The organism is Streptomyces sp. NPDC004752 (assembly GCF_053601275.1).
In genome coordinates this window covers 26030-48598 of sequence record NZ_JBSGBN010000075.1, presented here as the reverse complement: position 1 = coordinate 48598, position 22569 = coordinate 26030, and the positions used below count along the sequence as shown (strand labels likewise).

Annotated in this window: 22 protein-coding genes; 7 read left to right on the top strand and 15 right to left on the bottom strand. The window is 69.5% G+C overall.

The features are described from left to right. Positions 1 to 400: 400 nt before the first annotated feature. Positions 401 to 622: a hypothetical protein gene (locus tag ACWEKM_RS28080; RefSeq protein WP_128380293.1), complete on the bottom strand. Its 222-nt coding sequence runs from the start codon at positions 620 to 622 to the stop codon at positions 401 to 403. Positions 623 to 1380: 758 nt separating this feature from the next. On the opposite strand from ACWEKM_RS28080, the gene ACWEKM_RS28075 reads away from it, so the two are divergent. From ACWEKM_RS28075 to ACWEKM_RS28065, 3 genes are read left to right on the top strand one after another with little or no spacing between them, the layout of a single operon-like run. Continuing rightward, complete coding sequence (locus ACWEKM_RS28075) at positions 1381 to 2787, top strand: hypothetical protein (RefSeq protein WP_451624028.1); 1407 nt, start codon at positions 1381 to 1383, stop codon at positions 2785 to 2787. Continuing rightward, positions 2784 to 4241 carry a hypothetical protein gene (locus tag ACWEKM_RS28070; RefSeq protein WP_451624027.1) on the top strand — a complete coding sequence of 486 codons (1458 nt, stop codon included), beginning with the start codon at positions 2784 to 2786 and terminating at the stop codon, positions 4239 to 4241. Before ACWEKM_RS28075 ends, ACWEKM_RS28070 begins: the two co-directional genes overlap by 4 nt. Positions 4242 to 4262: 21 nt before the next feature. Next, positions 4263 to 5003, top strand: coding sequence for a hypothetical protein (locus ACWEKM_RS28065; protein WP_451624026.1), 741 nt, complete (start codon positions 4263 to 4265; stop codon positions 5001 to 5003). Positions 5004 to 5116: 113 nt separating this feature from the next. On the opposite strand, the gene ACWEKM_RS28060 is transcribed toward ACWEKM_RS28065, so the two are convergent. From ACWEKM_RS28060 to ACWEKM_RS28015, 10 genes are all read right to left on the bottom strand, one after another. Then, positions 5117 to 5713 (bottom strand): hypothetical protein, encoded by a 597-nt coding sequence (locus tag ACWEKM_RS28060; RefSeq protein WP_451624025.1) that lies wholly within the window; start codon positions 5711 to 5713, stop codon positions 5117 to 5119. After that, the gene (locus ACWEKM_RS28055; RefSeq protein WP_451624024.1) at positions 5706 to 6593 is read right to left on the bottom strand and encodes a hypothetical protein; all 888 of its coding nucleotides are present in this window, start codon (positions 6591 to 6593) and stop codon (positions 5706 to 5708) included. The genes ACWEKM_RS28060 and ACWEKM_RS28055 overlap by 8 nt, the downstream gene beginning before the upstream one ends. Positions 6594 to 6782: 189 nt before the next feature. Continuing rightward, the gene (locus ACWEKM_RS28050; RefSeq protein WP_451624023.1) at positions 6783 to 7700 is read right to left on the bottom strand and encodes a replication-relaxation family protein; all 918 of its coding nucleotides are present in this window, start codon (positions 7698 to 7700) and stop codon (positions 6783 to 6785) included. A 228-nt stretch (positions 7701 to 7928) separates the two neighbouring features. Next, positions 7929 to 8189, bottom strand: a complete 261-nt coding sequence (locus ACWEKM_RS28045; protein ID WP_451624022.1) for a hypothetical protein — start codon at positions 8187 to 8189, stop codon at positions 7929 to 7931. A 219-nt stretch (positions 8190 to 8408) separates the two neighbouring features. Next, positions 8409 to 9125 carry a hypothetical protein gene (locus tag ACWEKM_RS28040; RefSeq protein WP_451624021.1) on the bottom strand — a complete coding sequence of 239 codons (717 nt, stop codon included), beginning with the start codon at positions 9123 to 9125 and terminating at the stop codon, positions 8409 to 8411. A gap of 134 nt (positions 9126 to 9259) precedes the next feature. Further along, positions 9260 to 9604 carry a hypothetical protein gene (locus ACWEKM_RS28035; RefSeq protein ID WP_451624020.1) on the bottom strand — a complete coding sequence of 115 codons (345 nt, stop codon included), beginning with the start codon at positions 9602 to 9604 and terminating at the stop codon, positions 9260 to 9262. 41 nt (positions 9605 to 9645) lie between these two features. Then, positions 9646 to 10680 carry a phosphoadenosine phosphosulfate reductase gene (locus ACWEKM_RS28030; RefSeq protein WP_451624019.1) on the bottom strand — a complete coding sequence of 345 codons (1035 nt, stop codon included), beginning with the start codon at positions 10678 to 10680 and terminating at the stop codon, positions 9646 to 9648. Between the two features lie 24 nt (positions 10681 to 10704). Beyond that, positions 10705 to 11157 (bottom strand): hypothetical protein, encoded by a 453-nt coding sequence (locus tag ACWEKM_RS28025; protein WP_451624018.1) that lies wholly within the window; start codon positions 11155 to 11157, stop codon positions 10705 to 10707. 77 nt (positions 11158 to 11234) lie between these two features. Continuing rightward, positions 11235 to 11438, bottom strand: a complete 204-nt coding sequence (locus tag ACWEKM_RS28020) for a hypothetical protein (protein ID WP_451624017.1) — start codon at positions 11436 to 11438, stop codon at positions 11235 to 11237. 275 nt (positions 11439 to 11713) lie between these two features. Next, complete coding sequence (locus tag ACWEKM_RS28015; protein ID WP_451624016.1) at positions 11714 to 12334, bottom strand: TetR/AcrR family transcriptional regulator; 621 nt, start codon at positions 12332 to 12334, stop codon at positions 11714 to 11716. Positions 12335 to 12445: 111 nt separating this feature from the next. On the opposite strand from ACWEKM_RS28015, the gene ACWEKM_RS28010 reads away from it, so the two are divergent. After that, complete coding sequence (locus tag ACWEKM_RS28010) at positions 12446 to 13246, top strand: siderophore-interacting protein (protein ID WP_451624015.1); 801 nt, start codon at positions 12446 to 12448, stop codon at positions 13244 to 13246. Between the two features lie 11 nt (positions 13247 to 13257). Further along, positions 13258 to 15456 (top strand): 2Fe-2S iron-sulfur cluster-binding protein, encoded by a 2199-nt coding sequence (locus ACWEKM_RS28005; protein ID WP_451624014.1) that lies wholly within the window; start codon positions 13258 to 13260, stop codon positions 15454 to 15456. 151 nt (positions 15457 to 15607) lie between these two features. Here ACWEKM_RS28005 and ACWEKM_RS28000 read toward each other — a convergent pair whose 3' ends face one another. The 4 genes from ACWEKM_RS28000 to ACWEKM_RS27985 form a co-directional block, all read right to left on the bottom strand. After that, positions 15608 to 17950: a hypothetical protein gene (locus ACWEKM_RS28000; protein ID WP_451624013.1), complete on the bottom strand. Its 2343-nt coding sequence runs from the start codon at positions 17948 to 17950 to the stop codon at positions 15608 to 15610. Positions 17951 to 17961: 11 nt separating this feature from the next. Further along, complete coding sequence (locus ACWEKM_RS27995) at positions 17962 to 18300, bottom strand: helix-turn-helix domain-containing protein (RefSeq protein ID WP_451624012.1); 339 nt, start codon at positions 18298 to 18300, stop codon at positions 17962 to 17964. Continuing rightward, positions 18297 to 19424 carry a tyrosine-type recombinase/integrase gene (locus ACWEKM_RS27990; protein ID WP_451624030.1) on the bottom strand — a complete coding sequence of 376 codons (1128 nt, stop codon included), beginning with the start codon at positions 19422 to 19424 and terminating at the stop codon, positions 18297 to 18299. Before ACWEKM_RS27990 ends, ACWEKM_RS27995 begins: the two co-directional genes overlap by 4 nt. A 174-nt stretch (positions 19425 to 19598) precedes the next feature. Further along, a complete protein-coding gene (locus ACWEKM_RS27985) occupies positions 19599 to 19946 on the bottom strand; it encodes a Mom family adenine methylcarbamoylation protein (RefSeq protein ID WP_451624011.1) in 348 nt (115 codons plus the stop codon). Positions 19947 to 20184: 238 nt separating this feature from the next. On the opposite strand from ACWEKM_RS27985, the gene ACWEKM_RS27980 reads away from it, so the two are divergent. Both ACWEKM_RS27980 and ACWEKM_RS27975 read left to right on the top strand, forming a co-directional pair. After that, on the top strand, positions 20185 to 20634 hold the full coding sequence (locus tag ACWEKM_RS27980) for a hypothetical protein (RefSeq protein ID WP_451624010.1): 450 nt from the start codon (positions 20185 to 20187) through the stop codon (positions 20632 to 20634). Between the two features lie 23 nt (positions 20635 to 20657). Beyond that, positions 20658 to 22569: NB-ARC domain-containing protein (locus ACWEKM_RS27975; protein ID WP_451624009.1), on the top strand; the 1912-nt coding region annotated here is incomplete at its 3' end.

The window sequence follows — 22569 nt, the reverse complement described above, 5'->3', positions numbered from 1 at the left end:
GGGTCTGTGGTCGCCCCGACCACAGACCCGACCACGACATTTCGCACCCCCGCGGAGTCCCGCTCCGATACGCCGGATCACACGGCGATCGGGGCGGTCGGCGCCCAGTGCGCAACGCGGGGTGAAGCCCGCAGGCACGCAGCCCCCGGACTCCCGCGCCGGGGGACTGCGCAGCGGCAGGCGGATGCGCAGCCGGCTCCCGAGCACCCGGGCGGAGGCTGCGCACTCACACGCGCACGTCGATTGCGCACGATCCGCGACCCGGTGCGCAACGTCTGCGCAACGGCCCGCGCGCGGCTGCGCAGTCGGCAGTGCGCACCGATTGCGCAGCCGGATCAGACCGTCGTGCGACGCGGGCCGCGGGACACAGTTGGCAGCCTGACCGCCGAAGCGGGGGGCCTCAATCCGTGCCGGAATCTCCGAGGACGGCGTCGCGGACCGCGGCAGCCACCACACGGAACGTCCCGGAGAACGCACCGCCGATCGCAGCCAGGCCGGCCTTCTTCACGAAGTCCTTCCGATCCGCGGCCTGCTCCCCGGCCTCCCGCGCGGGCTGCGCCGGATGCCCACCGACCGCCACGCCGGACGGATCGGGGCTGGGGGTGCCCTGCTTGTTACTCACTTGCTCCTCCAAGAGCTGGATCGGAAAGGTGCGCGTACCGGACCGGGACGGCGATGAGGACGATGGAGAACCCGGGGGTTAGCGCCGCAACTCGACGTATCGACGCGCACGTTCAGCAGGTCTGCGTCAGGAAGAACGCGACGCTGGGACGCCAGGCCGCAACCCACCACTCGTCCGTGTCGGCTTCCGTTGGTTCCGGAGATGCCGCTCGGTGTCCCGACGGCCGGGAACGCAAAAACCCCTGCCGGTGGGGCAGGGGCTCGCGTTGGGGCCAAGAGATCAGACCCGAGACCCCCATTCAAGGGGCGGGCCGCATCACCTCCCGTAGGTAGACGATGCGGCGGTGCACCGGCTCGGGGCCGTGCACCATGGCTCGCCCGTAGCGGACCCGCTCGTACAGCAGGCCACTGCCGCCTCGTAGTGGTGAACCAGGCGGGAGCCGCCCCGCTGTGCCCGCAAGTCCGCTATCCGAGCGCCGTGCGTATGGGACGTGGCCGAGGGCTGGTCGGGCCCGACCACGCCCCCGACCATGGCAGCCCAGCGCGCATGTTGCCGGATCGTGATCGGTGGTCGGGGGTTGTGGCCGCCGTCCTGGTCGGTGTCGACGGGTGAGCTGCCTGTATGGATCTCACGCACGTCCCCCCGACCGCAGGCACCGGCCGTCTCGCTCACGCGAGCGGTGCGGGCTGCCCCGGCTGCCGCGCACACAGCGCACTTGCGGACGCGCGATGACCGGAGCACGGGTTCGTCGCGGTTCGATGGCTGGGGACCAGTTCACGCAGATCGCCAACGGCCTGTTCCGCGACAACCGCCTCAGTTACAAGGCGAAAGGCATCTTCGGATACATCAGCACCCACCAGGACGGCTGGCAGGTGACCGTCGCCGGCCTCGTCCGCTCCGGGCCCGACGGCCGGGACGCGGTCCGCACTGGGCTGAAGGAACTGGAGACCCACGGCTACCTGATCCGCGAACGCCTGCGCCGTACGAACGGCACCCTCGGCGAGATCGTCTACTCCATCACCGACCACCCCACCTTCGTCGACGCCCTCATGGCGGACGCCGCCACAGCGCTCCATGCGCCGTCGGCACCCGCGGACGGCCGGGGCGACTACGGCAGGGGAATCCGCCGCGGCGTGATGGCCGGGGACCAGTTCACGCAGATCGCCAACGGCCTGTTCCGCGACAAGCGCATGTCCTTCAAGTCGAAGGGGCTGTTCGGACTGATCAGCACCCATCGCGAGGGCTGGCACATGACGGTCGCGGACCTGGCCCGGCGGGGTCGCGAAGGCGTGGACGCGGTGACGACCGGGCTGGAGGAGCTCGAGCGCTACGGCTTCCTGCAACGGGACCGCGACCGGAATCCCGACGGCACCCTCGGCTCGGCCACGTACTTCATCACCGACCTGCCTGCCCTGCAAAACACCAGGTCACAACCAGAGTCGGGAAATCCAGGACTGGATAACCCTACGTTGGCTGACCGCCCCACAAAGAACACCATCAGTAAGAAGACCAACAAGCAGAAGACCAGTTCCATCCCTCCGTGCGCCCGCGGCGAGCGCACGAGCGGCCGCCCGGCTGCGCCTCCGCAGCGGACGGCCACGCCGGCGCCGCAGGATCTGGATCCGGGCACCCGGCTGCTGCTGTCGATCGGGTCAGCCCATCCCGAACTGCTTCTGCAGGAGAAGGCCTTGTACGACCAGGGCCGGGTCATGACCGCGATGCTGGATGCCGGCTGGAGCTCCGAGCAGCTGCGCCACGTCATCACCAGCCGTTCGCTGCCGAGCCAGATCCGAACCTCTGTCGACGCGATCGTCGCCGCCCGGCTGCGCTCCGCTCAGCTCTACCCGCCTCCTGTTGCCAGCTTCGACGACGTCGACCCGGGCGAGGCCTCGTGGACGACGCAGCCCTCCACGACGTCGTCCGCCGCCGCCCGCACGGTCGACCAGGCGCTCACCTACCGGGCGCTCGTCGAATGCGCGGGCTGCGGCAGGCCCGGCACCGCCCCCGGTGAAGACCTCTGCCCGGCCTGCCTCGACTGGCCGCTGTGCCGCGCCTGCCCCGGGCCGACTCCCCGTCGCGCTCACCCCGACGGCGACGGCCGCTGCGCCACCTGTACCTCGGCCCTCACCGCCATGACCGAACTTCTGGAAGGGAGCACTTCATGACGGACACGCTTCACACACCCCGGACGGCCCCCCAACAGCCTCTCCGTCCCTTCGCCCGCGATCCGCGACGGTGGGAGGAAGAACGATCCCGCGCGCTGCTGACCGGCCACGTCTGCCGCGACACCACGTGCACCGGCGCGTGCGAGCCCGCGCTCGTGCACGAGCGCACCGGGTGGGGCTGGCTGACCTGGACCGTGCCCGGCGACGGCACCCTGCCTGAGCTCCCTCGGCAGATCGGGGTGCTCACTCCCGGCGCGACGTTGACACAGCGGCTGGCCATGCGCTGGCTGACCCGGCGCCCCGCCCACCGCATTGCCCTGACCGCCACCAGCCCCGCATCCCTACGGTTCTCCACGGTCCTCGTGGGCGTCATCAGCCTCTTCGCCGCCCTGTACACCCTGAACCGTGGCATACCCGCCGACCTTGTGCTGCCGGCGATGCTGCTCGCCCCGCTGCTCACCGAGCACCTTCCCGACCGGCTCGACGACCGGGCCGGCGAACACGTCCGCAGCGTCGAAGGGGACGCTGCCTGCCGGTACCTGCAGCGACTCGTCGCCCTGCACGCCTACCTCGTCCAGGCCGCCGCCGACAGCGACCGCTACGAACTGCGCCGCTCGGCCGAGATCGGCCACAACCTCTTGTGGGACGCCGCCGACCTGCTCCAGGCCGAGGACACCAACTCGGCCTCGGCTCGACTCATCGACCGGGAGTGGCTGATGGTCCAGCTCGCCGACCAAGTCACCGAGACCCGCGAGCGCACCCGCGCCGGATCGGCGTCCGGACAAGCGGACCAGTCCCACGGCGGCGAAGGCCCGTTGGGCCCACTCCCGCCCGGCTTCGAGCGAGCGGCTCGGCCAACCCATGCATCCGCGCCCGGCACTTCACTGCTGAAGGGATCCCAGCCCATGACTCAGAGCCAGACCGACGACTCAGCCCGTGCCACGGACACCTATCTGCTCTTCGCGCACGAGGCGTACTACCCCGACTCCGGCACCCAGGAGATCAACACCACCGTGGTCGCCGCCGACTCCCTGCTCCACCCCCAGGTGCGGCAGCCCGACGGCGCCCGGATTCACGACCGCCTCACCCAGGGACGCCAGCCGGGCGAGATCATTCCGCTGTCCACGCTCACCCATGAACTGGACGGCGGTGCAGGCTGGCCGTGGGTCGGCGACTGGGAGACGGTCACCACCGACCTCGTGCAGCTCGTCCGCACGGGAGAGTGTGACGCCCTCAGCCTCGGCCTGCCCGAGATCGGGCGCGCCCTTGTCTGCGTCGGCCCCAACAGCCACGTGCGGGCCTTCGACGCCGCCGCCGACCAGTTCATCACCTACGGGCCGCAGGAGCGCGCCGCCGTCCTGGCCGAGGTCGACATGTTCCTCACCGGCCTCGTCGCCGAGCAGGAGTTCTGGCCGGGCGATGGCCTGCTTCCCCCGCTCTTCCGCCAGGCGTGAGACCACCACCCTCTTGGCGCGGTGACGGTCGGCGGCCGCGAGGTCCGCTTCCAGAGCCGGCTCATACGCTGGTCGCCGCCGTCCCGCGCCATCGGCACCTTCAAGGAGACGCTGTCCATGCTCCCCACCACCGGGCCCGAGGCCTCGTTTACGGTCGTGCTCGTCGCCGTTCCCGCGTACAGCGCCTCACAGTTGCTGATCCCCCTGTGCTTCGGCACGCGCCTCGAACGAGAGCTGCGCAAGCGCCACGTGCTCGGGCTCGCCGTCGCCTGGCCGATCCTGCTGCTCGGCGGGCTGATGATGAACGCCGCGACCCGCAGGGCGCGGGCCGAACTGGGCATGGGCAGCAGTTCTTCCTCCTGGTACCTGTGGATCTGCGCCACCGTCGCGGTCCTCCTCATAACAGCAGCAGCAGTGGAAGCGGTCCGTGCGGCACGCTCGGAGGCGCAACTCCGGCCCGTGGCCGAGGAACTGCTCCAGGACGCACACCCGCTGCGCATGTGGCTCGGCGCATCCACGGCCGATGATGCGCGAAGTGCTCTCAACTGGCTCGACGAGGCTCAGGAGGCCCTCGCCTCCGGACGCGGTCGGACGGCCGTGCGCTACCTTCACCACGCCGTTGGCCGTGCCGAGGACGCTGCCTGCGGCGGTGCTGGGCAAGGCGTAGACGCGACGGTCGTCCCATTCGACAGCCTCCGTCAACGCGTGAACACGGTCGACGAATCGGCGGGCCCGTTCAGCGGCCCGCCGCTCAAGGCGTAGCGGATCGGACCAACAGCACGGCGCCCCAGACCCTGGTCTGGGGCGCCGACTTCGTGTTCTCGTCTTCCCGTTCTGCACAGAGCGGCGGTCGAACCATGCGGGGCAACTCCCATTCAGAACTTGCCCATGTGCTCCACGGTGCGGTGCCCCAGCTGATGGCTGAACTCCGTGCAGAAGCTGACGGAGAGAGGCGGCCAGCCCCAGAAGTCGAAGGCGAGGGCGCCGACCGCGAAGCCGGACTCCCACCGCCACTCGGTGACCGAGACCGCGGCACCGCAGGTGGAGCAAGGGGCACGCCCCTGACCTGTTTCCTTCCAGGCGGCGATGCCGTCCTTGAACGGCTTCCAGACCTCCTCGTCCGCCTCGAACTCCTCGGGATAGTTGATGATCACGGTCTTGGTCTCGCACCGTGGGCAGACGGCGTACTCCGCATCGTCCGCACCCTGACCACCTACGTGGTAGTCACGCCCGACGATGACGGCCACCGGGCCCGGCAGCCAGGTCGGGTCCGATGAGTCGGCAACGGCCCGCGCCCAGTTGGGGCCCGGCACGTACCCCTCGTCCACGGTCAGGCTGTACACCCCGTCACTCGAGACCTCACGCGTGATCAGGCCCTCGGTGACCATCCAAGCGACCATCCGCTCCGCGAGCGCCCCGGCCTCCTCGCCGGTCACCTCGACGTCGACGATTCGCTCGTAGAAGTCACCCACGGTCTCCGCCTCCGATCGAAAGCTGGGGGCGGTCGGCCTCCTGGCGGGCTTGGGTGCGAGCGACGACGTCCAGGAGGGCTTCGTGCCGCAGCGCGGCCTCCCGATCGGTCTCCGTCTGGGCGATCGCACGACGTCCGTCCGCCCGGAGCTCCTCGTCCTGCCGGAGATCCTCCGCCAGTTGGCCGGCCTCGGCTTCGATCGCCTCGACGCGAGCCGTGACCGCAGCCACGGCCTGCTGTACGAGGTCCTCGTCCGGATCGGCGTCTGTCGGGCCGGAGGGTGAACCAAGGTCGCTGATCTTCTGAAGGTCCTGTCCGATCTCCCACAGCGCATAGGGGAGGCGGGCTTCGGCCTCGGCACCGCCGGCTGCGGACCGCTCCGCCGACATCTTCAGCACCGCATCGACGGAGCGCAGGGCACGCTCACCCAGACTCCGGCACACAGCGTCCAACTCGCCGACCACGACTACCTGGTCGCGGTGCCGAGTGGCCAGGCGCTTGTAGGCGCGGCGAGCCAGAGCGGGCCGGATGAGCGGGACCCCGCGGACCAGGCCCCAGCCAAGCAGGGCAACTGCCCCCAGCCAGGTAAGAACCGCCCCGAGACCGCCCAGCAGCGGGCGGGCAATGTACTCATCCCACACGGTGGATGACTGCCGGGCGAGCCAGAAACTGGCACCGCCCAAAGGCGCCGAGAGCACGATCGCGATGCCGGAGAGACTGGCAAAGACGGGCGCCTCATCCTCGGTATACAGGGAGAAGTCGGAGTACAGAGGAAGCCCGGCGGCGAGTGTCTTTCGCGTCCTGGCTGGCAGGTCCGGATCGACGATCACACGATTACCCGCCGCGTCGAGTGCCCTCCGGGGCTCCTCCACGTGCGACATCTCAACCACTCCAAGGTGTCGGGAGCTGTCTGGGACTCGTTGGGACTCGGTGCGGGACGCCAGCAGTCGCCGTGACGGTACCGCGCAAAGAAGTACAGCCCGGTGAAGTCGGCAATCCTACCAGCCAGGCTCACCAGGCTGAACGCGTCAGCCATCCGCCAACCCTCCCGGCCGGCACGGACGACGTCATTACAGATCGGTCCATGGGCGAGGCTCGTCCCCGGTCAACGGTACCCACACCGACCCGGACGGACCGTGCTCCTCGATGTCCTCTAGGACGACGGCCCCCAACTGAACCTCGCGGGCGAGGGCTGCGACGAGCGGGTGCTGAGCGACCATCGCCTGCAGATCGCTGATTCGGTCACCCAGCCTGGCTCGGGAAGCACCGGTGAGCACGAAAAGCAACCGAGGGAACACCGGATACCAGCGGAGCCATGCCGGGCCGGTGGAGACGGGCCTGCGGCGTCCGACGGACTGGGCTTCGTACTGGAACAATCTGGCGTACTCGATCAACTTCACGGCCAGGCGCTCGCTGCTCATGGTGCTGCGATCGACTTCCACGAACGCGCGCAGCTTCCGCCGGTGTTCGCCGTCGACGACGGTGTAGTGCATGACGGCGTCGGCAACGAGCCGCTCGCCCTCTCCGATGGGGTGAGCCACCTCGGGAGTCCAGTCCCACGGGCCGTGCTCGTGCCCGAGCCGGCGGGCGTCTACCGCAAACGGCAGGTGGGACCGTACGACGGTCAGCGTGTGCGGCGTTTTGAGCGACGCTGCGGTTGTCGAGGTGATGGGATACGGCGGGCGCCCCCGAAGGATGGGGAGATCGCGGGTCAGACGCGCCCCCTCCGGGGTGAGGTACCAGGCGTGCGTACGCGACCGGTCCGAGTCCGGCAGCGGGGTGAGGTCGACGAAGCCCGTGGAACGCAGCTTGTTCAGCACGCGGGAGACCAGTTGGCGGGAGCTGTCCGGTCGCAGCATCTGGCGCAACTGGCCGGTCGTGACCATGCGGTGCAGGGCGAGCGCGGTCAGGACCTGCAGGCGCAGCGGTTCAGCTGGGCTGGGGGCCAACTCGGCGGCCGCCGCAGCATCTGATGTGGGACGGGTCATGGAGAAGAGGCAACCCTCAGCCCCCGACCTCACCCCCGACCACGAGACCCCGACCAAGGTCACAACGCAGGAACACTCGCGTGGTCGGGGCAGCGGAGCCCCGACCATGGCCCCGACCACGCGACTGCGCGAGTGCTCAGGAGGACCCGCGATCGTGTGGGTTTTCAGGCAGGAGCAGCCCACGGCAGCGGTCATGGGCGCCTGATCTCGGAGACCCTCGGCGTTTGGTCAGTTGAGGCTGAGGCTGAGGCGGCGCAAGGCGAGGGCTTCGTCGAGGTGGATGTCGGCCACCGTGCCGAGATGGCGGGCAAGCTCGTGGTTGCCGCGCGCATTCTCCTCGACCTGACACGCGCGGGCCGCAGCGGCATCGTTCAGGGCCGTGGTCACAAGCCCCTCGACGGTGGCCGTCGGGCTGGCGGTGGCACACGCCTCGCACGCATCGCGGTCAGTGTTGAGAGTGCCGCAGCCTCCGCAGGTGAAGCGGGTCATGGCGGTTCCCATCGCTCTGGGGTGATCAGGTCCAAGTTCAAGAACAGGTGCTGGAAGATAAGCGATGGCCGGTCCGCAGCAGCAGATGCTGCTGCGGGGCGTGGTGGCGAACCACGCCATGCCGGCCATCGTGCGACGCCCGGCCCGCAAGGGACCAACTCCCAAAACCGGGGGCCGCGTTCATGGGGCGGTGCGCGGAGGTCCGCTCACCGCCGGGTACTACTTCTTGGACCGCTGGGCGGCCTGCTGGAGGATGCGCCGGCGCGTCCACCGCCGACGCCCGTTCTGGCGCCCGGCATTCTCGGCAACCCCGTCCGTATCTTTCAGTAGCGGAAGGTTGCCCTGGGACAGGCTGCTGGAGAAGGAGCCGACGCTCTTGTACCCCAGCAGCGCGGCCGCCTGGCTCGCCCCCAGCAGTTCGTCGGGATCGCCGTCGGCGGGAACCTCGGGCAGGGGCGGCGCCTCCTTGGCTCCGGCTCGTCTTCCGCGGCCGGGCCGGGTGGCCATCCACGCCTGCAGGGTCTGCACCTTCCACAGCTGCCGGCGGTAAGGGTTCTCGGCCGTGCCCTTCTCTTCGACGTCGTCCGGTTCGGGGAAGTAACCGGGGTGGTCGCGGAGGAAGGTGTTGACCTGGTTGGTGTTCTTGTAGCCGAGGTACCTCGAGGCGTCCGAGGCGTTCAGCAGCTCCTCCGGGTCGCGGGAGGGCGGTGTGTGTCCAGCGAGCCGCGCCGGCGCCCGGTGGGCGAACCACTCGGTGACCTCCGCGTGGTCCCACAGGCGGGCGCGGCCGCGCTTGTCGACAGGCTCGGGGAACGCTTTGCCGGCCGTGTTCTCCGTGCGCTCGGTGTAGAACTGGCTGATCCGTGCGGACGTCAGACCATGTTCAGCCGCGATCTCGGCAGCGTCGGCCAGGCGAGGCTCACGGCGCGAGGTCATGGCAGAACCGTCCGTTCTGTCAGCAGTGCGCCGGCCAGCCCGGCTCACAAAGCAAATAATGGCAGAAGTTTCGGAGGGAGGTCCAGCCCGCGGCTCAAGGTTTTTCGCCGGCGGTCGCGCTGACGGCTCCCGGCCTACTCCTCGGGGATCAAGCAGACCCCGCGGCGCGCGGCGGCCTCAGCCATTTCCATGAACGCCATGGCGGCCGGAGTCATCTCCCACTCGACCAGGGCCAGCAGCAGGATCACCTCGTCGCGATCCGTTGAGGCCTCACAGGGCATGCCGACCTTCTCCGCGGCGAACATCAGGTCCGCGGTGGCCAGTCCGCCGAGGCGCTCTGCTACCTCCCGGTGCAGAGCCTGCAGGCCCTGCTGGTACAGCTCGTTCGCCTCGCCCAGGAGCAGCACCAGGTCCTCGCCGTGGCTGGCCGGTGCCGCCGCAGCGAGGTCGAGGATGCGCTGGGTCGTCGTCATCGTCATTGAGTATCCCTCCCAAATGGGGGTGAGCGCCGGTGTGGTGGTCAGCTGCAGCCATCGCACCCGGCGGCGCTGTGCAGGAGCTCGCCCGGCCCGGTACGGGCCTTGGAGTCCCATGTGGGCGGCTTGCGCAAGGCGACGTGGACGTCGCGCTCCATCCGCTCGAAGTCCTCGGTCTCCTCAACCTCGACGCCAGGGTCCGGGGCGTCGCGCCGACGGGACAGCGCGATGAGCTCGGCCATGGTGATGTTCGGGTTGAACGGCACCTGGCGGACGCGTTCCACCAGCGCGCACAGCTCGGCGAGCCGCGGGCGGCGCCCGGCGGTCAGCAGCAGATCGCGGTGGTTGGCCAGGGTGCAGGCCGAGCACGAACAGCGACTGGAACCACGCCGGTCATTGGCGCCGGGGTACGAGTCGTAGCACCAGTGGTAGGGCAGCCCCGCACTGATCGTGCGGTCCCAGACCTCCTCGGTGCTCACCTGGTGGGCGGGCAGCCACTCGTCGACGACCCGGGCCGAGTTGTCGGTCGTACGGCGCCACGCCTCCCGGTTGCGGCGGTCCGGGCTCTCCTCGGCCCGCATCCCGAGCACGTTGGCGAACATCAGCGGGCCGTCCGTTTCCCTCCTGAGCGCGCGGACCTGCGGGGTGAACGCCTGGTACACCATCTTCGTCTTCCACGGGCCGGTGCAGGTGCGGGCCCTACCGAGCCAGGGCCAGTCGCCCCGCTCCGCGATGAAGGTCAGCAGATCGAACGGCACCCGCTCACCGTCAACTTCACGGCTGCGGCGGATCTCGACATGCCGCTCGGGCGGCACGCCGAGGGCATGGCTGTGCTGTGCGGCGAGTTCGCTGGCACTCGGCCAGCGGACGCCGTCCACGGTGACGGCGGGCCACTCCATCGGTCCCAGACTCGCGTGGGCGGTCCAGACGCGGTCGGCGACACCGGCCTGGCGGGCAGCGTCCATCGCGGTCAGGCCGGCCACAAGTCCGTCCTTTCCGCCGGACAGGTTGATGACAATGCGGTGCCGGGTCGCGGCGAAGGCGACCGGGTCGGCGTACAGGTGGTTGGAGTGCGACATGGTTCCTCTTTCCTGGTGGGCGGGTTAGCGGGCATCCCTGACGGGGCCGGTCTGGTGAGGCTGGGAGGCGGTGAAGTAGGTGCACTGGGCCTCGGGCGGACGGGCTTTGCAGTGCCAGCAGGGCCGTGCCTCGGGGTAGGCACGTATGTGGTGGTGGCACTGGTGTCCGGCGTACGAGCCGCTGGTGCGCAGGTGGGTGAGGAGGATGAGGTCGAAACGCGTGAGGGGGGCCCAGCCGGTGACGCCTCGTTGGGGGTGCGGGTACTCGGTGTCTCCGCCGGCGATGACGACGCTGCTGATCGACACGAGCAACTTGCTCTGGGCGGTGTCGACGGCGTGGATGCTGTATCGGGTTCGGTTCCCGGGCCGCGTCGACCAGGGGGCGGTGTCCTTGGGGCCGTGTGCGTGGCCGATCTCGGGAAGGCCTTCGAGCTGGTGCACTGAGAGGGTCGGCGGCGGATTCCAGAGGGCGGGCATGGGTCTCCTCCTGAGGGAGCACGGGACAATGGGCGGCGACCGCGGCGGGCGGTACGGACTGCGCGGCTGAACAGCCCTCAGACCGCGATCGCTTCGGGGTCGGGCTGCTTGGGATAGGGCCGTTGGGCGGGGAGGCCGAGCTTGATCTGCTCGCGCTCGCGCCGGTTTCTGCCGAGCCGCCATACGTAGCGGTGCGCTCCGCGGTGCCGTACGTTGCGGGCGCCGACCGCGACCAGGGCCTCCCGAAGCCAGACGGCCGGGTTGCACCCGGCCTGTGGCACCGGAGCCCCGAGCGCGATGAGCTGGGCTTCGGCGTACTGGTGACCCTGCTCCTGGCGGCGGATCTTCTGCGCCGTGCGCTCGGAAGCGCGCGAGTTCGTGGTTTCCTGATGCCTCGAATACCGGAACTCGTATGTGCAACAGCCATACAGGGCGCAAGAGCTACGGGTTCCCGTTCGGCGAGTGCTCTGAAGAGCGCGAGGTCCCGACAGCAGCTGCTTGTTGCCGGGACCGCCTTGGCTCTCCCCTTGACCTCGTCGGCGCTGCGCGTGATCGGCTACTGATCGCCGCGCAGATAGCGAGTGACCATGGCCACCAGTTCGTTCTCGAACGTCTCGACCGGGGTGGTCCGCGGGTAGGCCATGAGCTTGTGCGTGTTCGTCTCCACGGTGAACACGATCAACTCGGCCGCGGCGTCGAGGTCTTGTACGTGGACGTCGGGGTGGCGGGCGAGGAGGTCGCGCACCTGATCGACACGTTTCCTTTCGTGCCGGGCGATCGTGTCGAGCAGCTCCTGCGAGACTGGCGCCTCCTCGAACATGATCCGCAGCAGCTGCGGATCGTCGCGATGGTTGTCGATCGCATCGCGGACCAGTGCTCGAACCGTCGCCTCCAAACTCCCGGCGGACAGATCGAGTTGATCGGCCTGCGTCCATCTGCCGCGGTCGATGTGCCGCACCAGCAGCTCGGCGAGGATGGCGTCCTTGTTCGGGAAGTACTGGTAGAGCGAGCCGATGGAGATATGGGCGCGCTCGGCGATGCGGTTGGTGGTGCCCGCAGCGTAGCCGTGCTCGGCGAAAACGTGAGCAGCCGCGGTGAGGAGGCGGTCGCGAGTGAGTTCCGCGCGCACCTGGCGGGGCTTGCGACGTGGCTGAAGACGGCGGTCGGCCGACGGCATCCGGGGGCCTCCTCAAGGCGCGAAAAGCGAGTAGCCAAAGAGCTGAGCTATTACTCACAATAGTGCCATGACCTGCGAAAACAAGGCCATTCCGGCCGTGGGGGGCAGGCCGTGATCCCCAAGGTGTACCTGCCCGAGTCACGCACGATGATCACGGTGGAGGTGCGCCGCCGTGAGTTCCTCACGCCGGGCTTCGCGAGCCTCACCCTGGGCGGCCCGGCCGTACGGGACCTGGTCGTCGCCGACAACGACCAGGCGGTTCGCCTGTTCTTCCCACGCGAGGGACAGACCGCGTTGCGGATGCCGACCGTCTCGAACGAGGCATGGATCGCCCAGCTGATGCTGCTGCCGAAGTCGGTGCGCCCGTGGGTCCGCAACCTGACGATCCGGCGTGCGCGGCCCGCGGACGACGAGATCGACATCGAGTTCGCAGTGCACGGTGACTCGCCCATGTCGTCCTGGGTGCGCCGGGCCGAGCCGGGCGACCCGGCGGGGATCTTCGACATCGGCACCATGTACCGGCTGCCGGAGCACGCGGAGGGGCAGCTGCTGGTCGGCGACGAGACCGCGCTGCCCGCCATCCTGTCGATCCTCGACGGAACACCGCCCTCGTTGGCCACGGAGGTCTACCTGGAAGTGTCGGCCGCGGCCGACATCCGGTCCGTCGAGGCGCCCGCCGGCGTCCGCATCCACTGGTTCAGCCGCGACGACGAAGATCTGCGGCCCGGCACCTTCGCGCTGGACGCGGTGCGCCGCGCGTCGCTGCCGTCCGGCCGCTTCTACACATGGGTCGCGGGCGAGTCCCGGCTGGCCACGACGTTGCGGCGGCATCTAGTCAACGACCGTGGCGTGCCCAAGCGAGACATCTCGTTCCTCGGCTACTGGCGCCTGGGCCGGTCGACCCCCGGCTGAAAGGAATCCTTGTGCAGCAAGAAAACCAGTTGAGCACCCTGGGTCGGCTGACGACGGTGGACGAGGTCGAGGCCACCGTCGGCCGCCCGGCGTCGGCGGTCATGCTCAAGCAGATCAGTGCCCTCGACGAGGGCTGCCAGACCGTCCTCGCCCTGTGCCCGATCGCGGCCCTCGGCTACCGGGACGCGGACGGCACCAGCAGAACGACCTTCATCGGCGGCATACCGGGGTTCGCACACGTCCACTCGCCCACAAGGATCTCGTTCTCCCTGCCCGAGGCCAGCGACCCGCACGGTCCGGTCTCGTTCTTCTTCCTCCTGCCGGGCGTCGGGGAGATCCTGCGCGTTAACGGTTCGGTGGCCGCGCGGAAGGGCGCGGAGACGACCGTCGACATCGAGGAGGCGTACGTGCACTGCGCCCAGGCCGTCCTCCGGTCCCGCCTGTGGCAGCCGCCCGCCCCGGCCGGGCCGGCCACCGAGATCGCGGGGGACGGCCCCCTGCGCCGACCCGGCGTCGTCGAGTTCCTGGCCGCGGCACCGTTCCTCGCGTTGTCCACGTGGGACTCGTCCGGTGGGAGCGACACGAGTCCCCGCGGGGACCGGCAGACGGCGGCGCGGATCCTGGACAGCCGCACGCTCGTCATCCCAGACCGGAAGGGCAACAAACGCGCAGACACGCTCCACAACCTGCTGCAGGACGACAGGCTCTCGTTCGCCGCGCTCGTACCGGGCCGCAGCGGTGTGCTGCATGTCCGCGGTCGCGGCGCGATCACCGACGATCCCGCGCTGTTGGAGACGATGGCGCTGCGCGGGATGCCCCCGCACCTGGCGCTGCTCATCGACGTCGAGCACGCCGAGGTGACCGGCAACGACGCCGTGGCCCGCTCACGGCTGTGGACCCCCGGCGCGCACCTCGACCTGAGCACGGCGCCGGATCTGATAGCGCTCGCGGGAGAACACCTCGCCGTCGGTTCGGCCAACGCCGAGGACGGTCCACCTGCCTTCCTGCTGAAGCTCGTCGGGGCGATCCCGGGGGTGACCCGGCTGCTACGGCTGGCGACAAACCGTCTCTACCGCTCAGGGCTGCGGAAGGAGGGCTACGAGGACGTCGAGCCCAGCAAAGAAGGGCGGCGCCGTGGCTTCCTGCGCCGACGTCCTACCGACGACGGCGAGACGAAGGACGCAGGGACGGAGAACCCGCTGCGGGAGGTGCGCGTCACCGAGGTGCGCAGAGAGACACCGACCGCGGTCACCCTCGTGCTTGAGGACGCCGACCGGAACCCGGGATCGTTCGACTTCCGGCCCGGCCAGTTCTTCACCCTTGTCGCCGACATCGACGGACGCCTGGTACGACGGGCCTATTCGGCCTCGTCGGCACCCGGGGCGTCCCGGCTGGAGGTCACCGTCAAGCACATCGACGGCGGCCGGTTCTCCACCCACGTACACCGGAGCCTCCGGGCCGGGGACCGCCTCGCGGTGCGCGGCCCGTCGGGGTCCTTCCACACCGAGCCACAGCCCCCGGACGAGATCGTGCTCGTCGCGGCGGGCAGCGGCGTGACACCGATGATGAGCATGATCCGCACCAGGCTCGCCGACCGGCGGGGCCGCGACCGGATCGCGCTGCTCTACAGCAGCCGCAGCACGGACGAGATCATCTTCGCCAACGAGCTGACCCGGCTGGCGAAGGACCATCCCGACCGGCTCTCGGTCACCCACGTCCTGACCCGCCGCGGCGGGCGGCTCGACGCGGACGGCATACGCCGCTGGATCACCGGCCTGGTCCCGGCCAGGGACGCTCACTACTACACCTGTGGTCCCGAACCGCTGATGGACGCCGTCCAGGGCGTCGTGGCCGGGCTGGGAGTCCCGGTCGAGCTGGTGCACCAGGAGCGCTTCGCCAGTGGAGCGGGCACCGGGACCGCGGTGACGGTGCCGCGGGAGATGACTGTCGAGGAGGACGGGCACGCCGTCGGCACGGTGGTGGTCGAGCGCGGCCAGACACTGCTTGACGCGGGACTCGCCGCGGGGCTGCCGATGCCGTACTCCTGCACGGTCGGGAACTGCGGCGACTGCATGGTGCGACTCCGCAGCGGAGAAGTCACGCAGAACGAGCCGAACTGCCTCACGCCACAGCAGCAAGTCGACGGCTATGTCCTGACGTGCGTGAGCTGCCCCCTGTCGAAGGTCACCCTCGACATCGCGGACCCGTGATCGCTGGCTGGTCGCCCCTCCACAGCCACCGAAACCAGGCTCGCATGCGCTGACGGAGCGGGAAGGCCGGTTCGTCATGGGCGGCTGCGCGCCCTGCCTGACCGGTTCGTCAACCGGTCGCTGTGCACCTCATATATGCAACCCGCACCAGCTACATGGGCAACTTGGCGGTGCGTTCAGGGTGGGCGGCAGTGACGTAACGCATGGCGGTCTGCTCGGTGATGCCGAACAGGCGCATCAGTCTGAGCGGGTCGGCGCTTTCGGACGCCTCATTGAGGATGCGGTCTTGTCGCAGACCGCTCAGCGTCAGCCCGCGGGGAAGGGCTCCGCTCAGCAGGCCGATGCTGACGGTCGGGTGGTCGGGGTCGACCGCGGTCTTCTGGCTGACCAGCAGGTGGGGGTTGGCTGAGGCGGGCCACCGTTGGTAGCGGTAGGTCGTCCAGTCGGCGGCGAGTTGGTGGGTGAGCTCCTCCAGGTAGAGCGTGTGCCGCAGCAAGCCGCGCCGTACTTCGAGGGTGCCGCGGGAGAGGTCGAGGCCCGTGGTGTGCAGGGTTTGGATCTCGTGTCCGGGCAGTGCGTGGATGGAGGCCAAGGCGACGACGAGGCGACCGAGCGGCGTCGCCGTCTGGTCGAGCAACCCCATAAGGAGGTCGGAGGGGATGGACTTCGGGATGCCCTTGAGGTCGCCGACCGGGAGGTGCCGGGTGGGGTTGCGGAAGATCATTCGTTCGCGTTTGAGCGCGCGGAACAGGCTGCGCAAGGCCGTTGCCAGCCCTCGGCGGGCGTAGCCGGACAGGCCGTCCACGGCGTTCTCGACGTGGTCCTTCGTGATCTCCCTCAGTGAGTTCACGCCGGCCGTCGTGGTCCAGACGGTGAGGGTGGGCTGGAGCGTAGTGAGGTAGCGGCGGATGCCGTCGTATCCGCGGGGCTCGCCCTCGCGGCGGCCCTGCTCGCGCATGACCTTCACCCACGTGCCCACCTCGCTCGCGACTGGCTCCGGCAGCGCGGCGAGCGTCGACTCGATCCACGCCAGATCCGCGTCCCGATGCAGGTCGGGGTCCTCCACCAGCAGGCCGCGGGCATGCAGGAACTGGCAGACGGGCTTGGCCGCGAGGTTCGTGTCGATCCCGGCGAGGTCGTACACATCGCGCTCAAGGACCGCGGTCTCGGCGCCGAGCCAGTACATCAGGATCGTGAGCGTGCGGGTGTTCTTCTTGTAGTCCGGCCGCTGCCCCGGCCGATCGCGTGCGAACTCCTCGACCAGGTGGCGGGCGTTCGCAGTCAGCGGCGGCTCGCCGACGGGCGCGCTTCGCAGCCGGGCCAGCACCGGAGCCCAGTCACGCCGGAGATTGAACAGTGCTTCCTGCCCGCGGCTCGTGTGCAACGCAGGCCGCCGCTCGTCGTAGTCCGGCAGCTCTGGCTCGCCCACCGGGTACGCCTCGAAGGGGCCGCCCTTGCCGATCGGCAGCGAGATCACCAGCTGCGTGAACCGCCGGGAGGCGGGGCGGGCCGCGTCCAGCAGGCGGTAGGGGTGGCAGCTGCGGCAGCGGCCGGCGCGCAGGGCCAGCCCGTCGCGGCCGCAGCGGCAGCACCGGCCCCGCCCGGTCCGCTCCCGCCAGTGCCGACACGGATCACAGACGAAGCCTGCCCGTCGAGCGACGGGAATCCAGGCGCAGCAGTCCTTGCACTGGCGCGGTGCCCGCGGTGGCAGTGGCGCCGGGGCGGTGATGTACGGGGTGCGGGCCGGCTGGTCGGAGATGGAGAACCGCATGGGTTTCTCGGCCTCTTCCAGGAGCTCGGCCCGCAGCAGGACCAGACGGACCGCGTCCCCGTTGGTCGGCAGGTCCCGCAGCATGGCCTCGGGGAGCCGCGCGGCTCCCTCGGCCTCGCGCACGGCCAGGGCGAGGCGGACCATATCGGCGACCTTGCGGCGCCATCCTGCGGTCATCCCGTGCTCGGCCTCGATCGTTTCGAGCACCGGGCGTGCCTGTTCCCATCCGTCAACCGGCCGGTCGACGATCGCGCTGACCGTGGTGTTGCCCAGCACCCGGGGGACGGTGAAGAGAGGTATCTGACCGCGGACCTGCGCCTCCAGCACCGGCGGGCCGGCGGGAGCGGCCAGCTGCTGGCGGAGCTTGGTCCACCACTCATGCCCCACCTTCGAGCCGTTCTTGGTGGGCCGGCGCAGGGGTCGGGACGACACCGAGCGGTCGCCGTACGTGCCGCCGACCGTGAGCTGAACCGGCCTCGGCCGCGCCTCCTCCAGGCCCAAGGCCCACTCGGCGTCGTCCTCGGCCCGGATCGCAGATAGGCACGGCTTGCACAGCCCATCCGTGTTGAGGTGCGCCTCGTGCCGACACCGTGGGCACACCCCGCGCTCGGGGTGACTCCGCACCCAGGGCCGACACACGTTGCACACCCGGTACCAGTGCACCACCAGCCATCCAAGACACACCGGGCAGCTCCGCGCCAGCCCCTCCCCACGATTGGCCACCCGTCCGATCCTCAGCTCGGCGGGAGCGAGCGCGGACCAGCAACACGACGGCCGCGCGGCACCGGCCCCGCCGACGGCTGCTCCTCCGCGCCGACCGCGCGCTGGCCGGACTCCGGCGCTGCCTGGCCCGCCTTGAGCGGCTCGGCCTGGAGCAACTCGGCGACCGTGCAGTTCAGCGCGGCACACATCTTGTCCAGGTCATCAAGGCGCACCGTGACCGGCGTGCCGCTCCACAGCGCCGCCACCTTGCTCAGCGACGGGTTGAACCCGACCTGCTGAAAGGCGGCGAGCACCTCGGTCGGCCGCCACAAGTCCCGCTGGGCGGCCACCATCCGCAGATTCCACTTCACCGAAGGTTCCCCTTGTCCATCACCAGTCGCTGGGCTGCCCGGGAGCTGGCCGCCAGATTCGCGAGCTCCGGATCAGCGTGCGCAGTCGCCATGTACCGAAGCGTCGTTGTTGCCCAGTCGTGTCCGAGGACCTTCTGGACCTCCCAAAGTGTCATCCCACGCTCGTAGTTGTGGGTCGCGCAGGCGTGCCGGAGCAGGTGCGGAAACAGGTCGGTGACCGGGCCCGTCAGGTAGTGCGCGGCGGCGGTGTGCAACGCCTTGCGGAACGTCGAGGGCACGATCGCGGGCGCGATCGGGACGTTCAGATCCGCAATCGCCTTCGACTTGCGCTCCGAGGGCCACAGCGGCGCCCGCGGGTGCTCCGCATCGTCTCCGAACTCGCCCCGGATCTCCTCGATGTACCACCACAGCAGGGCACGGCCCTCCTGGAAGAGGTACGCCTCCCTCGGCCGGGGGCCGGAGCCCCGGGCTCCCTTGCCCAGGACGACGAACCGGCCCCACTGGCCGTGCTCCCAGTGGATGTCGCCCAGGCACACCCCGCACAGCTCCGCGGCCCGAACGCCGGAGAGGTAAGCGACCTTCGTCATCACGTAGTCGCGGCATGCCACCGTGTATTTCCGCGCGTTCGGCAGGTCCTCGCGCCACCGGCCGAAGAAGTCCTTCATCGCCGTCTGGGAGGGCGGAATGCGCAGCCCGAAGTCTCCACGGTGCCGCGGCCGGTTGAACGGGTCGATCGGCGATTCGACGGAGGCGCCGAAGCGGCGCATGATTTCGCCGGCGTAGCGCTGCTCCAGGAACGCGAAGTACGCGTCAAGTTTGTTGATCTTGCCACGCAGGGTTGACTGGGCCCGCTTGCCCGGCCCAGCGAAGTACCGGTCGACCTCACGGGACGTCAGCTGCCACGGAACGGTGCCGTAGAACTCGCAGACCTCGATCACCGGCTTGATCAGCCCATCCAGCGTCGTAGGCGCCAGACCGGCCGCGTCGCGCGCCCACTGGTACTCGGACAGCGTGTCGAGGAAGAAGCTCTCCTCGTCATGCACCGAGATCCGTGCCTGGCGCCGCCGCTGCAGCGTGACCACGTCCGCGAGCCCGGTCTCCACCGACACGTCGGCCGGGTCCATCACGGCCGTCGGATCCGGAGCCGGGCGCACGAGCGTCAGCACGCGACTTTCAGAATCTGACACAAGAACGCATATTACTGCGATCACTCGCAGATTTTGCGAGTTACTGCAGAGATTCCACGGAAGGGATCAGGGGCGCATAGCCCCCTGTTTGACCTGCTGAGATGCACGTTCTCAGGTTGCCTGCGCTCCTCCGGAACCCGCGCGCACTCCACTATGGAAGACGGTGCCGTCCGGCAGGAGCTTCACCGTCCGGGCGGTGGCCCGGCTGGCGTACACGGCGTTCGTCGCGGCGTAGATCGTGCCGACGTGCCCGGGCATGACCAGAACTCCCGAGGCTGTCCGGCGCGGGACAGGGTCCGCGAACGAGACGACTCCGTGTACACCACTGGCGAGCAGGCGTTTTAGGCAGTTCGCGAGGAACCACGACTCCGAATTTGCCGGGCACTCATCCAGCAGGACGAACCGCGAGCACACCAGCGACTCGGTGTACGGCTCCTTCTGCGCACCGGAAGCCACCATTGTCCCAGGTCACATCATGTGCGATCTGTGAGTCGATGCGTTGAGTCACTGGAGTTCTGTGGTCAGCGCGGGCGTTCCCGACAGTCCGACTGGAGTGGCGATGGCGGAAGCCGGCCCGTCGCAGGTCCGCATGAGCGGGACGGGGAACCTTCAGTCTTCGCGTGGCGTCTCGTCTCACACGGAGGTTGAGCGCGGAACGTGCGGGGGATCAGCCCCATATGACGGAATGCGATTGAGGGTGGCGGAGTTGCTGGATGAGGCATTGGCGGCTCTGGCGGCGGCTGGCGGAACCGCTGTGGTGCAGGCTGCGGGTACAGACGCCTGGACAGGGTTACGGCAGACGGTTGCTCGGTTGCTCGGTCGCGGCGACGGACCGCAGACCCATAGCGCGCTAAGGCATCTTGACGAGACGGCAGCTGCTCTGGCGAGGGCCGATCAGGGCTTTGTCGAAGGGGTAGGTATCCGTCAGGAAGGCTTGTGGCGGGCCTGGTTCGGGGACCTGCTGGAGAGCGTTGACGGGCCGGAGCGTGATTGCCTGGTCGCCGAGCTGCGCGCACTGGTTAAACAACACGCCCCTCGGGCGCAGGCCGACGGGGGTCAGGTCTCCGGCAACACCTTCAACGGCCCCACCGCCTTCCAGATCGGCAACGGCAACCGGCAGGAGAACCGCTTCGGGCCGGGAGCATGATGGCCAGTCCGAGCGAGGAAGGTGTGACCGGCAATACTTTCAACGGACCTGCCTTCTTCCAGATTGGCGACGGCAACCAGCAAAACATCCACCTTGACTTCCCTTCCCAGCGGCTCCGTCCGCCGCCAGCGGCACAGGGAGTGGAGGACTGGGTGGTCGACCGCGCCGAGATCAATGAAGTCGTCGCTGCGGTGTGCTCCCAGGAGAGCGGCACGGTGGGGATCACCACGGCGTTGGAAGGCGCGGGCGGCTTCGGGAAGACGACGCTCGCCAACCTTGTGTGCGCCAGCCACCGGGTGCGGCGGCACTTCGCGGAACGGGTGTACGTCGTCACCGTGGGCCGCGACGTGCGTCTGAAGGTCGACATCGCCAGGAAGGTCGGCGAGGCCACCCGCTTCATCACCGAGGACACCACGCCCTTCGAAGACCCGGCACTGGCCGGCGCCCACCTGGGGCGGCTGCTGGACCAGCATGCCGACCACCGCTTCCTGCTGGTCGTCGATGACGTCTGGAGCGAGGAGCAGCTCGCCCCGTTCCTCATCGGCGGTCGCCGATGTGTGCGTCTGGTCACGACGCGTCGTCCGGAGAGTCTCCCGTCGGCTGCGAAGCGGATCCGGGTCGACGAGATGTCCACAGCACAGGCCCGCAAGGTGCTGACCTGGGAACTGCCGCCCCTGCCGGAGGAGACGACCCGGGGACTGCTGCGGGTCACCGGCCGCTGGCCCCTGCTGCTGCGTTTGACGAACCGGGTGATCGCCGCGCAGTTGGACACGGGAGCCGACCCCGCTACAGCTGCCAAGGCCGTGCTCAAGCATTTGGCGAAGCAGGGACCGGTCGGCGTGGACGATCTAGCTACTTCCTCGGGCCCCGATGGCCCCGCGCAGGACAAGAAACTGCTCGACGATCCCGACCGGCGCAAGAAACTGGTGCGCGCGACCGTGGAAGCCGCCACCGAACTCCTGCCCCCAGGCCGGGAGCAGAGATTAGCCGAACTCGGAATCTTCGCCGCAGACGAGGCCATCCCCGTTTCCATCGCGGCCAGGCTGTGGGAGGCCACCGGAGAACTGGGCGAGCTGCAGGCTCGACAGCTGTGCAAGGCCCTGAGCGACCTGTCTCTGGTCACCATGGACCGTGCCGACGGCGGCCGGCTGATCCTTCACGACGTCATCCGCGACTACCTGCGGGGTGAGCTCGGTCGCGAACGCCTCACCGCACTCAACTCCGCGCTGGTGTGTACCTTCGAGGCCGACCTGCCCCGGGCCGAGCCGCTCGGCGTTTCCGCGCCGCAGCCGCTCACCGCGTGGTGGGAGCTGACCGACGGCTACATGCTCGATCACGCCATCGGTCACCTGCTGGACGCGCACCGCACCGAGCAGGCCGAAGCCGTCGCCGGCGACCTGCGGTGGGTCGAAAGGCGCCTGTACCACCGAGGCCCCAACGCCCCCACGAGGGATTGCGCCCAGATCCCCACCCCTGCCGCCGCGGCACGAACCCGCGACCTGGCCCTTACTGCACACCTGCTCGGGCCGACCGTGCCCGCCCACGCGCTGACCACCATCCTGTACAGCCGCCTTGCATCACTCGCCAGTTGGCACGACCAGGTCGCCGCCCGGCAGGCCCAGTTCAGCCAGCCGGCTCTCGTCAACCAATGGCCGCCACCGGATCTCCCCGACCCAGCCCTCCAGCGCGTCCTGATTGGACACACCAGCTCAGTGGATGCAGTGGCGATCGCGCCGGACGGCACCTGGCTCGCCACGGTCGGCGAAGACGATACCGTGCGGATTTGGGACCGGGCCAGCGGCCAGCAGACCGCCACCCTCGGACACGGCAGCCGGGTGTTGGCGGTGGCGATCGCGCCGGACGGCACCTGGCTCGCCACCGCTGGCGATGGCAGGAGGGTCCGGATTTGGGACCGGGCCAGCGGCCAGCAGACCG

What these genes read in the sequence shown, in the direction of transcription:
- ACWEKM_RS28035 (WP_451624020.1), bottom strand. Translation starts at nt 9,604, where the DNA reads ATGACGATGACGACGACCCAGCGCATCCTCGACCTCGCTGCGGCGGCA.
- ACWEKM_RS28015 (WP_451624016.1), bottom strand. Translation starts at nt 12,334, where the DNA reads ATGCCGTCGGCCGACCGCCGTCTTCAGCCACGTCGCAAGCCCCGCCAG.
- ACWEKM_RS28055 (WP_451624024.1), bottom strand. Translation starts at nt 6,593, where the DNA reads ATGTCGCACGTGGAGGAGCCCCGGAGGGCACTCGACGCGGCGGGTAAT.
- ACWEKM_RS27985 (WP_451624011.1), bottom strand. Translation starts at nt 19,946, where the DNA reads ATGGTGGCTTCCGGTGCGCAGAAGGAGCCGTACACCGAGTCGCTGGTG.
- ACWEKM_RS27990 (WP_451624030.1), bottom strand. Translation starts at nt 19,424, where the DNA reads ATGGACCCGGCCGACGTGTCGGTGGAGACCGGGCTCGCGGACGTGGTC.
- ACWEKM_RS28025 (WP_451624018.1), bottom strand. Translation starts at nt 11,157, where the DNA reads ATGCCCGCCCTCTGGAATCCGCCGCCGACCCTCTCAGTGCACCAGCTC.
- ACWEKM_RS28030 (WP_451624019.1), bottom strand. Translation starts at nt 10,680, where the DNA reads ATGTCGCACTCCAACCACCTGTACGCCGACCCGGTCGCCTTCGCCGCG.
- ACWEKM_RS28045 (WP_451624022.1), bottom strand. Translation starts at nt 8,189, where the DNA reads ATGACCCGCTTCACCTGCGGAGGCTGCGGCACTCTCAACACTGACCGC.
- ACWEKM_RS28050 (WP_451624023.1), bottom strand. Translation starts at nt 7,700, where the DNA reads ATGACCCGTCCCACATCAGATGCTGCGGCGGCCGCCGAGTTGGCCCCC.
- ACWEKM_RS28075 (WP_451624028.1), top strand. Translation starts at nt 1,381, where the DNA reads ATGGCTGGGGACCAGTTCACGCAGATCGCCAACGGCCTGTTCCGCGAC.
- ACWEKM_RS28070 (WP_451624027.1), top strand. Translation starts at nt 2,784, where the DNA reads ATGACGGACACGCTTCACACACCCCGGACGGCCCCCCAACAGCCTCTC.
- ACWEKM_RS28040 (WP_451624021.1), bottom strand. Translation starts at nt 9,125, where the DNA reads ATGACCTCGCGCCGTGAGCCTCGCCTGGCCGACGCTGCCGAGATCGCG.